This window comes from Paenibacillus tabacirhizosphaerae (genome assembly GCF_040812395.1).
Classification (GTDB): domain Bacteria; phylum Bacillota; class Bacilli; order Paenibacillales; family NBRC-103111; genus Paenibacillus_E.
This window is the reverse complement of record NZ_JBFNXH010000001.1, coordinates 319,848-332,717: the sequence shown is the minus strand read 5'-3', so window position 1 is coordinate 332,717 and position 12,870 is coordinate 319,848. Positions and strand designations below refer to the sequence as shown.

Annotated in this window: 13 protein-coding genes; 11 read left to right on the top strand and 2 right to left on the bottom strand. The window is 48.6% G+C overall.

Annotated elements, in window-relative coordinates:
- Nucleotides 1–94: 94 nt before the first annotated feature.
- The 3 genes from ABRS97_RS01535 (at nucleotide 95) to ABRS97_RS01525 (ending at nucleotide 2,993) form a co-directional block, all read left to right on the top strand.
- Complete coding sequence (locus ABRS97_RS01535) at nucleotides 95–538, top strand: CBS domain-containing protein (RefSeq protein ID WP_367811130.1); 444 nt, start codon at nucleotides 95–97, stop codon at nucleotides 536–538.
- A gap of 177 nt (nucleotides 539–715) precedes the next feature.
- Nucleotides 716–1,864, top strand: a complete 1,149-nt coding sequence (locus ABRS97_RS01530; protein WP_367811129.1) for a Gfo/Idh/MocA family protein — start codon at nucleotides 716–718, stop codon at nucleotides 1,862–1,864.
- 55 nt (nucleotides 1,865–1,919) lie between these two features.
- Entirely contained in the window at nucleotides 1,920–2,993 is a 1,074-nt protein-coding gene (locus tag ABRS97_RS01525; protein WP_367811128.1) for a Gfo/Idh/MocA family protein, read from the top strand.
- Nucleotides 2,994–3,116: 123 nt separating this feature from the next.
- On the opposite strand, the gene ABRS97_RS01520 is transcribed toward ABRS97_RS01525, so the two are convergent.
- Nucleotides 3,117–3,626 carry a thermonuclease family protein gene (locus tag ABRS97_RS01520; protein WP_367811127.1) on the bottom strand — a complete coding sequence of 170 codons (510 nt, stop codon included), beginning with the start codon at nucleotides 3,624–3,626 and terminating at the stop codon, nucleotides 3,117–3,119.
- Between the two features lie 127 nt (nucleotides 3,627–3,753).
- Between ABRS97_RS01520 and ABRS97_RS01515 the strand changes: the two genes are divergently transcribed.
- Genes ABRS97_RS01515 through ABRS97_RS01505 form a run of 3 tightly spaced genes read left to right on the top strand, consistent with a single transcriptional unit; the run spans nucleotide 3,754 to nucleotide 8,001 of the window.
- A complete protein-coding gene (locus ABRS97_RS01515; RefSeq protein ID WP_367811126.1) occupies nucleotides 3,754–5,466 on the top strand; it encodes a DNA repair helicase XPB in 1,713 nt (570 codons plus the stop codon).
- Nucleotides 5,463–7,490 (top strand): helicase-associated domain-containing protein, encoded by a 2,028-nt coding sequence (locus ABRS97_RS01510; protein WP_367811125.1) that lies wholly within the window; start codon nucleotides 5,463–5,465, stop codon nucleotides 7,488–7,490. Before ABRS97_RS01515 ends, ABRS97_RS01510 begins: the two co-directional genes overlap by 4 nt.
- 58 nt (nucleotides 7,491–7,548) lie before the next feature.
- On the top strand, nucleotides 7,549–8,001 hold the full coding sequence (locus ABRS97_RS01505) for a YlbF/YmcA family competence regulator (protein WP_367811124.1): 453 nt from the start codon (nucleotides 7,549–7,551) through the stop codon (nucleotides 7,999–8,001).
- A gap of 39 nt (nucleotides 8,002–8,040) precedes the next feature.
- Here the strand turns inward: ABRS97_RS01505 and ABRS97_RS01500 are convergent, their stop codons facing one another.
- On the bottom strand, nucleotides 8,041–9,045 hold the full coding sequence (locus ABRS97_RS01500) for an asparaginase (protein ID WP_367811123.1): 1,005 nt from the start codon (nucleotides 9,043–9,045) through the stop codon (nucleotides 8,041–8,043).
- A gap of 49 nt (nucleotides 9,046–9,094) precedes the next feature.
- Between ABRS97_RS01500 and ABRS97_RS01495 the strand changes: the two genes are divergently transcribed.
- The 5 genes from ABRS97_RS01495 to galU all read left to right on the top strand — a co-directional run bounded on the left by ABRS97_RS01495 (nucleotide 9,095) and on the right by galU (nucleotide 12,861).
- Nucleotides 9,095–9,358, top strand: a complete 264-nt coding sequence (locus ABRS97_RS01495; RefSeq protein WP_367811122.1) for a YlbG family protein — start codon at nucleotides 9,095–9,097, stop codon at nucleotides 9,356–9,358.
- A gap of 210 nt (nucleotides 9,359–9,568) precedes the next feature.
- Nucleotides 9,569–10,006: a hypothetical protein gene (locus ABRS97_RS01490; RefSeq protein WP_367811121.1), complete on the top strand. Its 438-nt coding sequence runs from the start codon at nucleotides 9,569–9,571 to the stop codon at nucleotides 10,004–10,006.
- 132 nt (nucleotides 10,007–10,138) lie between these two features.
- Complete coding sequence (locus ABRS97_RS01485; protein WP_367811120.1) at nucleotides 10,139–11,050, top strand: selenium metabolism-associated LysR family transcriptional regulator; 912 nt, start codon at nucleotides 10,139–10,141, stop codon at nucleotides 11,048–11,050.
- Between the two features lie 75 nt (nucleotides 11,051–11,125).
- On the top strand, nucleotides 11,126–11,983 hold the full coding sequence (locus ABRS97_RS01480; RefSeq protein ID WP_367811119.1) for a PHP domain-containing protein: 858 nt from the start codon (nucleotides 11,126–11,128) through the stop codon (nucleotides 11,981–11,983).
- Nucleotides 11,980–12,861, top strand: a complete 882-nt coding sequence (galU, locus tag ABRS97_RS01475) for a UTP--glucose-1-phosphate uridylyltransferase GalU (protein ID WP_367811118.1) — start codon at nucleotides 11,980–11,982, stop codon at nucleotides 12,859–12,861. The genes ABRS97_RS01480 and galU overlap by 4 nt, the downstream gene beginning before the upstream one ends.
- Nucleotides 12,862–12,870 lie beyond the last annotated feature (9 nt).

Genomic DNA, 12,870 nt, shown 5'->3' with positions numbered 1-12,870 from the left:
TTTCTCCTTTTTCGACAGAGGCTATCGTTGAAGCTGCTTGCTAAAGCTTTTGAAGCCGGTTTTTCTACCCGAAAACCTAAGGAGGAAATTGAATATGGCAGGAAAAACAGTCAAAGAAATTATGGCGAAAGATTGCGTTACGGTTACCTTGCAGGACAATGTTTACGAAATTGCATTGAAAATGAAGAAGCACGATATAGGTTTCGTGCCTGTCGTTGAAGGGAAGAAATTAATTGGTGTCGTCACCGACCGTGACTTGGTCGTCCGCGGCTATGCCGAGAAAAGATCCGGATCAACCGCGGTGGATGAAGTCATTACGAAAGACATCGCTACGATAGAAGCCAATACTTCCGTTGATGAGGCGGCCAAGATAATGGCCAAAGAGCAAGTGCGGCGTTTGCCAGTCGTAGAAAATGGCGAGCTCATAGGTGTAGTGGCCATTGGCGATCTCGCTGTGAGAGGCAATTTCGAAAATGAGGCCGGTGAGGCTTTGAGCCGAATTTCTTCGGATCATAAGACGCCTGTTGGAAGTAAATAATCGCACGGATACCATCTGTTACCTCTTCGAGGGAATAGGTGGGTTTTTTTTTGAATGCTAGCAACTGTCAAAGTTCGCAATAAGGTGGTCAATCTGCGACAAGATGATACGGCTTAAATATGCTAAAGTGATAGCGTAATCATCAATTCGATGCCACAAGAAAAAGGTGAATTTGATATGGAAAAAGTACGGATCGGTATCATTGGTCTTGGCAATATGGGAACTGGACATGCTAAATATTTGGTGAATCAGGAAGTAAAGGGAGCTGCTTTGACGGCCGTCTGCGAAATGAGGCCCGACCGTTTAAAGTGGGCTAAGGAAAATTTGGGCGAAAGCGTTCTATTATTTGATAATCTTGACGATTTCTTTGCTTCGGCTGCCATCGACGGAGTTCTGATTGCAACGCCGCATTACGATCATCCGGAGGTAGCGATTAAGGCGTTCCGCAGCGGTCTTCATGTCCTATGCGAGAAACCGGCAGGCGTTTACACCAAGCAAGTTCGTGAAATGAATGATGCCGCGAAAATATCCGGTGAAATTTTCAGCATGATGTACAATCAGAGGACGAATCCGCTTTATAAAAAACTAAAGGATCTTGTAGCTTCCGGCGAACTCGGCGAAATCCGCAGAACGAATTGGATTATTACGAATTGGTATCGCTCGCAAAGCTACTATAATTCAGGCGGCTGGCGTGCAACATGGGCAGGTGAAGGCGGAGGCGTCCTCATTAATCAAGATCCGCATCAGTTGGATTTATGGCAGTGGACGATTGATATGATGCCGAAACGAGTGCGTGCTTTCTGCTACTTCGGCAAACATCGCGATATTGAAGTGGAAGATGATGTAACTGCTTTCGTAGAGTATGAAAACGGAGCCACAGGCCTGTTCGTGACCACAACGGGTGAAGCGCCTGGGACGAATCGTTTTGAGCTTTCCGGAGATCGCGGCAAAATTGTCATCGAGGACGGGAAGCTGACATTCTGGCGCCTGCGTGTATCTGAAAGAGAGTTCAATGAAACATTCACTGGCGGTTTCGGACAGCCGGAATGCTGGAAATGCGAAATTCCAATTGAAGGTCAAGAGACTGGACATAAAGGCATAACTCAAAACTGGGTTGATGCTATTCTCCACGGAACCCCACTCGTTGCTCCAGGTGAAGAAGGCATTAAAGGGCTGATGCTTTCCAATGCAATGCTGCTCTCGACATGGACGGATAACTGGGTGGATCTGCCGATTGATGAAGAATTATTCGAGCAACACCTGCAGGAGCAGATCAATCAGTCGAAGGCCAAGAAAGAATCCGTTTATCAAACCCTCGACGTATAGTAGCGAGCGAGCAGCAGATCAACGAATAAACTTAAATGGTTGGGAGTGTTAACGAATGCAGAAGAGCGATGGCATGAATTACGCGCCAATAGGAAAGCCGAATGCGGTTGTGAATAAAGGAGAGTTCATATTCTCGGCTATCGGCTTGGATCACGGCCACATCTACGGCATGTGCAATGGTCTGCTGGAGGCAGGCGCAGAACTGAAGTGGGTGTACGATCCAGACCCCGCTAAGGTGGAAGCGTTCTGCAAGACGTATCCGCAAGTTCAAGCGGCGTCGTCGGAGCAGCAAATTTTGCAGGATGCGGAGGTCCGACTTGTTGCAGGGGCGGCAGTTCCCTCAGAGCGCGGGGCATTAGGCATGCGTGTCATGGATCATGGTAAGGATTATTTCACGGATAAAACGCCTTTTACGTCGATTGATCAGCTCGCTGCCGCAAAGAAGAAGGTTACTGAAACTGGCAAGAAATACGCTGTGTATTTCAGTGAACGGCTGCATGTGGAGAGCGCCGTTTTTGCAGGGCAGCTTATTCATGAAGGAGCAATCGGCCGTGTTGTACAAGTGATGGGACTTGGGCCGCATCGTCTGAATGCGCCGTCTCGGCCAGACTGGTTTTTCAAGAAAGACAATTACGGCGGGATTCTATGCGATATCGGGAGTCATCAGATCGAACAATTTCTCTATTACGCAGGGTGTAAGGATGCGAAAATTGCAAGCAGTAAAGTGGCGAATTACAACAGCAAGGAGTATCCGGAGCTTGAGGATTACGGCGATGCCACGCTGATTGGCGACAATGGAGCAACGAACTATTTCCGCGTGGATTGGTTGACGCCGAAGGGTCTCGGTACATGGGGAGATGGACGTACCCTTATCTTGGGGACGGAAGGCTATATAGAGCTGCGGAAATATATTGATATCGCACGGGATGCAGCAGGGGATCACCTCTATTTGGTTAACCAGCAAGGCGAAAAGCACTACAGCCTGCGTGGGCAAGTAGGCTTTCCATTCTTCGGCCAATTGATTCTAGATTGTTTGCATCGTACAGAAAATGCAATGACGCAGGAGCATGCGTTCAAGGCGGCAGAGCTTTGTTTGCTGGCCCAACAGCAAGCCGTACGGGTAGAATAGTCTGTTCAGGGCAACTAAAGGCAAGGCAGCTCCTTAAACCTCGGGTAGTGTAGCGGCGATTCCGCTCTCTGCCCTTTTTTGCATTCATATAAGAGCAATAATGACTGCCTCCGCGGTAAGCTGCTACTTCTTCGTATCGAAGGCATGTTCGTAATCCTTCCACAAACCTTTCTTTTTATTGCGAGCTTCTTCTTGGTCTTTCTTAAAGGCGTCAACGTATTTGACGTTCGGCGGAAAAGTAGCCATTCGGGCATAACCCTCTTGTATAAGCGTGCGGTTTAATAGCTCATCCCCGATCCACACATAGGCAAGGATGCGGTCATATCGATCTTTTTTCTCCACATCGTATTCGAGTTCGACCGTTTGTTTCTCCAATCGTTTTTTCGTATAGGCGCTTGCCTCTTTGCCATAAAACATGACAGGCGTATTCGGCTTCTTCGTTTCTGGCGTATCCACACCGATTAACCGCACTTTTTCTTTCTTTCCTTTCAATGTTGCCTCAAACGTGTCACCGTCTACGATGCGCTCTACTGTAACGCGTTCCCGGCCGGTTGAAGATGTCGGTTTGCTGGCGCATCCTGCTGTAATTGAGAACATCATGAACAGACTGAGAACAATGATCCATGTACGCATGCTGCTTCTCCCTTTTAAGTTTGACTTGTGCATCACGATTGACGTTAGCACGGGAGCGATGTTTAAATCAAGAGCTTTCCTTTCATACTAGGAAAAAGCAACAACGTATGAAGCGAGGTAGACACAAATGAATGGGAATCCTGCTCAGCCTATGATTGTGCAAAGCGATTTGTCTGTGCTGCTAGAGACACATCATCCTGAATTCGAAACCGTACGAAGCACACTTTCCCGGTTTGCTGATTTGATCAAAAGCCCTGAACATCTTCATACATATCGCATAACGCCATTATCACTGTGGAATGCTGCTGCCGCAGGGATGCCGATCGGAGAAATGACTCTCTTTTTGCAACACTATGCCAAATTTGGCGTGCCTTCTGCGGTATTAAGCAGCATCCGGAAATATTTAAAGCGCTATGGCCTGCTGCGTATGGAAAACGTCGGACATGAGCTGTACCTTGTCAGTGACGATACGGTTGTACTAAAAGAAATCTCTCTGCTGGATGAGATGCAAAGTTATTTGCAAGATACCCGGGGCGAACGGGCTATTGCTGTTTCGCCCGCTAATCGAGGGCTTTTGAAACAGGAGCTTACGAAACTGGGGTATCCAGTTGAGGATTTGGCCGACTATCGCAGCGGGGAATATGTGGATATTTCGCTTAACGATCATAGCAGTCAGGTCGAAACTCCGTTTCAGCTGCGCGATTATCAGAAGCAGGCTGTTGATGCTTTTGGGCGTATTGGAGATGGCAGAAGTTTGGGCAGCGGCGTATTGGTGCTGCCTTGCGGGGCGGGGAAGACGGTCATTGGTATTGCCGCAATGGCCCAATGCAACTGCGCAACACTCATTCTTACGTCCAATGTGACATCGGTGCGTCAGTGGAAGCGAGAAATTTTGGAGAAAACAGGGCTGACAGAGGAACAGGTTGGCGAGTATAACGGAACTTGTAAAGATGTGAGGCCGATTACAATAGCGACGTATCAGATATTAACGCATCGTGGGAGGAAGGATGAGGAGTTTTTCCATATGCGTTTATTTAATGAAAGAGAATGGGGATTGATCATTTACGACGAGGTCCATCTGTTGCCAGCACCCGTATTTCGTGCTACGGCGGATATTCAAGCAACCCGCAGGCTTGGCTTAACGGCTACCTTAATACGCGAAGACGGCCGGGAAGAAGACGTATTCTCTCTCGTAGGTCCCAAGAGGTATGAGATGGCATGGAAGGAGCTCGAGTCCAAGGGATGGCTTGCGAAGGTAACTTGCCGGGAAATTCGAGTCCCGCTATCCGAGCCAGATCGCGATCGGTACGGGATGTCTGGCAGCAGGCAGCAGTTTCGAATTGCCGGAGAAAATGCCGCCAAGCAGGAAGCGATTGATCATTTGCTCCGCTTGCATGCGTCCGAGCAAATATTAGTCATTGGTCAATATATTGATCAACTCGAACAAATTGCAGCACACACGGGCGCTCCTTTAATCAGTGGCAGGATGGCGCATGATGAGCGTGAGAAACTGTATCAGTGTTTTAAGGAAGGAAGTCTGTCGCTCTTGATCGTTTCGAAAGTTGCTAATTTTGCTGTGGATTTGCCTGATGCTGCAGTTGCCATCCAGGTTTCTGGCAGCTATGGATCCAGACAAGAGGAAGCGCAGCGACTGGGGCGAATTCTTCGTCCCAAACGAAGCGGTGCCAACTCAGCTGTGTTCTACACACTCATTAGCGAGGATACGAAGGAACAGGATTTCGCAATCAAGCGACAGCTGTTCCTCGTTGAGCAAGGTTATCAATATTGCATAAGCCCTTGGGGCTCTGAACAGCTGCAGGAGGAAGGAGAACAAAGATGAGGTACGAGCACATTGTCAAGAAAATGTCTGAGCCTTTACGGGAGCTGATTTACGAACAGGTATGGTGCAGACCGTGGATTGAGCAAGGGAAGGAGCTATGGACGCTTCTGACAGATGAACCCCATCTTAGAACATTGTTGCAGAGACATATGTCAAAGGCTGAAACACAAACGCTTCACCTCATCGTATCCGCTTTTGGATCAGAGCCATTTACCCAAGAGAAGTTAGATCAGCAGGCGGGGCACCTGTTGTCAGGCGCGGAAGTGAAAATGGCACTTACAGGTCTGAGAAGGTCTGGGGTCATCGCAGCGTTTCGCAAGGCGTGGGGAGAACAGCTATTTGCGCTGCCTGAGGATGGATTTAGGGTATGGGCTCCTCTCCTGAACCCAGAAATCAGGCTTCAGACCCTCGCGGAAGAAAGTGGATTGATCCTGCAGGAGACAGCCTCTGCCAACCCAAGAGGGATAGCTCAGCAATTGTTTCATTTTCTTGTGGCTAGTTATCAGCAGACACCGCTGACCTTGACAGCCAAAGGAACCCTGCATAAAAAACAGCTGCAAAAGCTGTCAGACCACCTCGTCATACCTCCGCAGACGATGATTGCCGCGGGGCTTTCTTATGCCTTTCGAGATGTGTATAACGAAGGAACAGCCATTTTGCTTGAAATGGCCATCCGTCTCCAAATTTTCATGCATGAAGGTACTCATTACCAGATTAACAGGCCTATGCTCTTTCAGTGGCTGCACACCCCCTATGAAGAGCAGCAAGCTCATCTATACGGGATATGGCGACAATTGGTGATGCCTGCACCAGTTTGGTTGCAGCATGGAATTTTGCTAATGGACCAGACCGCAAGCCATCTCTGGTATCGGCTGGAGGATGTTGTTTCAGGAATTGCTAGCTGCATCCTTGCTGCAAGCCCCAAGATGAATCAGGAAGCCATTTATAAAGGGCTTATGGAGCAATGGATAGAGCCTCTATGCCTTTTCGGTTGGCTGGAGCTTGCAAAGGATGAACAAGGCCTTATGTGGTTCCGATGGCAGATTGCAAAAGGTCCTGCAAATGAATCAACGAGAGAAAATTGCGAGGACTGCCTGGAGACTTCTTCCCTTGTCCAACCAAATCTATATGTACAACCCGATTTCGAGCTGCTGCTGCCTCCCGACGTCCCGCATCATCTTGAATGGGAAATTGCGGCTTTCGCCGAACTTCAAACCTCCGATCTCGTCCGGACGTATCGGATGACGAAAGATAGCTTTCACCGCGCGATAGAAAGCGGAATGAAGAGCGAATACATTCTTCACATTCTACAAACACATGCTTGCTACGGCGTGCCCGAACATCTCTCGATGACCTTGCAGCAATGGGGGAGGCAAGCCGGCAAACTATATGTGGAAGAGGTAACCCTGCTCCGGTGCGAGTCCTCCGATATAGCTGATGCGCTTATCAGGAATGAAAAGAGCAGTCCTTTTTTGCAAAATAGGTTGGGCGCATTGGATTTCATTATCCAACCTGAGCATCTTCCTACAGTTAAAAAGGTTTTAGATCAGATTGGGTATCATCCGCGGCGAGCTGCAGGACAGGATGCCAGGACTAAAACTGCTTTCTTAAATAAGGACGATCTATCAGAACCGGACACAATTAAAGCCAAGCCGCAGGGTTTGTTTTATTCCCGTGATTCACTTCAGTTGTATGACATAGAGCGGGAATTGCCCAACTGTGATGATTTGTATCCGAATATGGGGGATATTCCTCCCTTATGGTTAAAGGAGTTCAGGGACTATCACGGGTCTACGCGCAAAGAAATGATTCGGAAAGCGATTGAGTGGAATAGCCGCTTGCAGCTTCGTCAACAAGGGAGGGATCGCTCCGTCATTCCCAAAGCCATTCACGAAGAACGTTCTGGCTGGACGTTAAGGGGAGTGGAAGGCTGCCAAGAGATCACGCTTCATAGTGACGATTGGGAGGAGATGAAACTTATCTTGCCGGGAATTAATGATGAAGAAAAGAGAGAAACTCTTTAAGAACTATGGTATGATAGAGAATGTTATACACTCAGAAGGGAAGGATGTTGACAGCAGTATGAGCACGATGGAAATGGAAATGGAAACACTGGATATGTCGGCTATTCTCATGCAGGCCTATGACATGGGTGATATGATTAATTCTTCTGCGGAAGTTGCAGATTACTTATATTGGAAGACGGCTGTTGAAAGCAGCGCGGAGGTTCGCGATCTGAAAGCTGTTTTTGCGAGAAAAAAAGATGCATTCGAAGAGTGCGAACGTTTCGGGCATTATCATCCGAGCTACCATGAAGCGCTTGCGGCAGTGAACGAAGTACAGGAGAAATTGCACGCGGTTGAAGCTGTTCGCCGCTTCAAGGAAGCGGAGGATCGCTTGGACGATTTGCTGTTTACGGTATCATCAACCATCGCGCATGCGGTGTCCGAAACAATTAAAGTGCCTAGCAACAACCCGCTCCCAACGGGAAAAGGCTGCAGCTCCGGTGGAAGCTGCAGCGGTAACTGCGGATAAGCTTATAATCTACTGACAGTGGTTTCTGTAGCGACTATCTTAGAGCAGGAAATCGGGTCGGATGCTTCCGACCTCGGTTCCTTGCCAGTTATGCAGGGTAGGCGTATGATAGACAGCAAGCTCGCTAACCTCGGATTCCTGAAGATGGCCAAGCTGTTTAAGCGCTTCGACCACAGCCGGATACATAGCGCGTTGATTGCCATCCTCGACCTTGAGGACGAAGCCAATGGCTTGCTCGGGAATGGATAGCGCGAAGATGCCTTCCGCTCCCATCTTTCCGATCATTCGTCCGCCCGTCACCTCGATTAATCGCGTGTCGAAGCGATCGCTTCCTGCGAGGTATTGAGGATATTTGCGCACAGCGCTGACAATTTTTTGGCAAGCGTTTGCACGTGGCGCTGGCAATCCATTCGGCGAACCGAGCCTCGCAAACGCTAAAGCCAGCCGATCGAGGGGCATGCCGAATACGGGAACGCCGCAGCCATCGATGCCGAGCTGCATTTTTTCTTTTGGCACACCGGACATCCCGCATACGGCTTCCAGCATCAATTGCTGTACCGGATGCTCGATGTGCATATACGTTTCTGGAGCTGCTCCGAGATGTGCGGTCAGTGCCAGCATACCGGAGTGCTTGCCTGAGCAGTTATTGTGCAAGGTTGTCGGGGCTTCGCCCCGCTCCCGCATCGCCTGCGCTGTCGGCGGATGGTAAGGATCGTGAGCGCCGCACTGGAGGTGCTCCGGCGTGAAACCCAGCTTGCCCAGTATGCCCTGGGCCGCGTCCACGTGCTCGGCTTCCCCGTTGTGGGAAGCGCAGATTAGGGCAATTTCTGCCTCGCCAAGGCCGAAATGACCGGCCGCGCCGGATTCGATGACCGGCAGCGCTTGGATGAGCTTCGCCGTGGAACGGGCGAAAGTAAGCAGGTGCGGGTCGCCGGCTTTGTGCAGCAGCGTCCCTTCGGTATTGACCACCGCGAGATGCACGCGGTGTATGCTTTCAGTTATGTTGCCGCGGTAAACGCGAACGATGGTGTCAGATGGCTTCATGTGTTAGGTTCACTCCACAGTAGGATTTATTTGGAAAGAGGTTGAAATCATGATGATTGAGCGAAGCGGATTAATTGTATGGGTGAACGATACGAAAGCGGCCAGAAACCTGGAACGATTCGGCTCACTCCATTATATTTCCAAAAAAATGAATTACGCCGTACTTTATATACATGCCAGCCGCTTGGACGAGACCATGCGAAACCTTCAGAAGCTCCCGTACGTAAAGAAAGTAGAACGGTCGTATCGCAACGAAATTAAAACCGAATACAGTAGTGATATGCCGGACAAAACTAGATTTTACACCCTTTGAGGCTGCAGTGCAAAACGAAAGCTTCGAAAGAAGCTTTTTTATTTTTTAGAATTTTTAGAAAATAAGCATTTTTTCATGATTTTACAAATAAACATTAATAAATTTATAATTTCTCACATGGAAAATTAAATGACGATCTAGTAAAATAAAACTTACAATGCACAGGGAATAGGTATTCGGTCCCATTTTAGTAGGAGAGGGGTTGTGATCATGAAAGACAAAGCAATGGGAAGATGGAGTACTTATGAACCATTTTTCGTTCAACTAGGTGATAAGAAAGTGGCAGATATCGTGATCACGAATCATGCCAAACTGAGATGGAGCGATCGCGTATCCGCACAAAATGGCTCGTTGGAAGAGATTTGCGCTTTTCTGTGGGAAAAGCTGAAGAATAATCATATTATACCCTATTACCGCAATGAAGAAGACGTGTATTTAATTGATGAAGATCTTGTTGTTGTTGCCGAGTTCTCGCATCTGGAGAATGAAACGGATCTTGTGGGTAACCCGCTGCATAAAATGATTATTGTTACTTTCTTGGGAAGAATGTCCGAGACCATTGAGCTTCGCGATTTGAAATCGTATTACTCCTGGCTCCGGCATTCTCGCCGCATGACCCTCATCAAGAATAGCCGAAAGCGGAGATAATGATCATCAGGCAGTTTGCACTAGTTTATGAGTATGCCCTATTCAACGGGTGTGCTCTTTTTTCATTTAGGGCATTCAATGGACTCGGTACGAGGATTTTCATATAATGGAATCAAAGAGAGGCGGAAGACGATGGCACTTAACTTTCATCAATTACATATTTTCTTTACTGTTGCAGAGAAGGGCAGCTTTTCTCTTGCAGCCGGAGCGCTTCATATGACGCAGCCCGCAGTGACGATGCAGGTTCAGTCTTTGGAGGATTATTTTGGCGTTAAGCTGTTCCACCGCAGCACCAAAAAAATCGAGCTGTCTGAAGCAGGGCGTGCGCTTCTGCCTTTTGCGAAGCGAAGCATTGAACTCATTCGCGAAACGGATGTCGCGATGTCGATATTTACCAAGATGATTGAAGGGCGGCTGCAGTTGGGAGCAAGTCTGACAATGGGCGAATATATTTTGCCGCGTTTGCTGGGTCCATTTAGCAAAAACTATCCCAACATTTCTGTTTCCATGAAAGTGATGAATACGACACAAATTTTGGATGAGGTTCTTGGCCATCAGTTGAACTTTGGATTGGTGGAAGCGCCGATTCATCATCCGGACGTGCATACGGAAGCCATCCTCAGCGATGAGTTGAAACTGATCGTTCCCGCGGATCATCCGCTTGCAGATATGGATGTGGTTACGTTCGAAGAGGCAATGAAGTATCCCTTTGTTTTGCGTGAACAAGGCTCTGGGACAAGAAGGGTCATGGAAGAGGAGTTCGCTCGCCGAAACATGGACTATCATTCCATGAAGATCACTATGGAACTGGGCAGTACGGGCGCGATTAAATCAGCTGTCGAGGCTGGTTTAGGCATTTCAATTTTGTCGCAGTCGTCCGTCAAGCATGAGGTGACGCTCGGCTTATTCAAAGTGAAGCAAATTGAACAAATATCCTTTGAACGCAGCTTCTATGCAATCTACTTGAATTCGACGCTGCTGCCGATCTCGGCGGTTAGCTTTATGACCTTCCTGCGGCAGGAAGATTTGAGCCGTTGGTTGTAAGGTTTTACGTAAAACAGTTCTTCGTTTTATGATCTGTTGATACATTCTATTTATGATAAAGAGAGGGGAATCATCATGACTTCTAGAACGGAAGCGGATCTGCATACGCATACGACAGCTTCGGATGGGACGCAGAAGCCCGCGGCGAATGTGCAAATGGCTTTCGATGCAGGCTTAGGGGCCATTGCGATAACCGATCACGATACCGTGTCAGGGGTTGCCGAGGCATTGAAAGCGGGCGAACAGCTGGGGATTGAGGTTGTTCCCGGCGTTGAGATTAGTACGGTGGCCCGCAATCAGGATATTCACGTGCTGGGTTATTACATACAAACGAGCGATCCGCAATTTCTTCAAAGGCTGGAGTCACTCAGAGAAACGAGAGACCGCCGCAACGAAATGATCATTGCGCGTTTGCAAGAGCTTGGTCTACGTATTACGCTGGACGAAGTGATGTTGGAAGTAGAGAGCATCAAGACGAAGGGCGATACCGTGGGGAGACCACACATTGCTGCGGTGCTTCTGAAGAAGGGGTACGTGGCCTCCATCAGTGAGGCGTTCGACCGCTATTTAGGCAAAGGCGCTGCCGCTTTCGCCAATCCGCCTCGCATTGAGCCAGCCACGGCGATTCAGTGGATTCATGAAGCGGGTGGAGCTGCGGTTCTTGCGCATCCCGGCATTTATCACGATGATGAGCTCGTGGAAGCGATCATCGCACAAGGTCTGGATGGGATCGAAGCGTACCATTCCGATCATTCGCCTGAAGATGAGGCGAGATATTTGCAGCTTGCGGAGCGCTATGGTCTTCTCGTCACAGCCGGTTCCGACTTTCATGGTGAACGCGGGGGCGTAGTTTTCCATGCGCCTATCGGATCACGAAGAATCGGCCTCGACGTCTTGAAAAGCCTGAAGCAGAAAAAGGAGTCTCATTCATGAAAAAAATACGGAAAGCGATTATACCCGCAGCAGGACTTGGAACCAGATTTTTGCCGGCAACCAAAGCTCAGCCCAAAGAAATGCTGCCAATTGTTGATAAACCGGCTATTCAATATATCGTAGAAGAAGCGATCGCGTCCGGAATTGAAGATATTATTATTGTAACGGGGCGCAACAAGCGCGCTATTGAAGATCATTTTGATAAATCGGTAGAATTGGAAATGGCCTTGGAGGAAAAAGGAAACACGAAGCTGTTGGAGATCGTGCAATCCGTCTCCAATCTGGCAGATGTTCACTATATTCGCCAAAAGCAGCCGCTCGGTCTCGGTCACGCCATTTTGTGCGCACGCAAATTTATCGGGGATGAGCCGTTTGCGGTTCTGCTTGGCGATGATATTCTGCAATCTTCTCCACCGGGACTGAAACAGATGATTGATATTTACGAAAAGACGCAAACTTCTGTTATCGCGGTACAAGAGGTTCCTTGGGAAGATGTCAGCAAATACGGGATCGTTTCCCCGGAGAGAAGCCTAGACGGGTACAATCTCATTGGTGATTTGGTGGAGAAGCCTGATCGCGATCAAGCGCCGTCTAATCTGGCGGTCATCGGCCGGTATATCATCGTGCCGGAAATTTTCCAAATTCTCGAAGGGCAAGAGCCTGGCAGAGGCGGCGAAATCCAGCTCACGGATGCGCTGCGCGTACTGAATCTGCAGCAGCAGATGGTCGCTTATTTAATGCAGGCGAAGCGATTCGATGTTGGTGATAAGCTGGGTTACATCGAAGCCACGATTCAAATGGCGTTAGAACGTCCGGATTTACAGGACCAAGTGAAGGCATATCTCGCATCACTCATTCGTCAGTTGGAATTGAAATAGGGATGCACG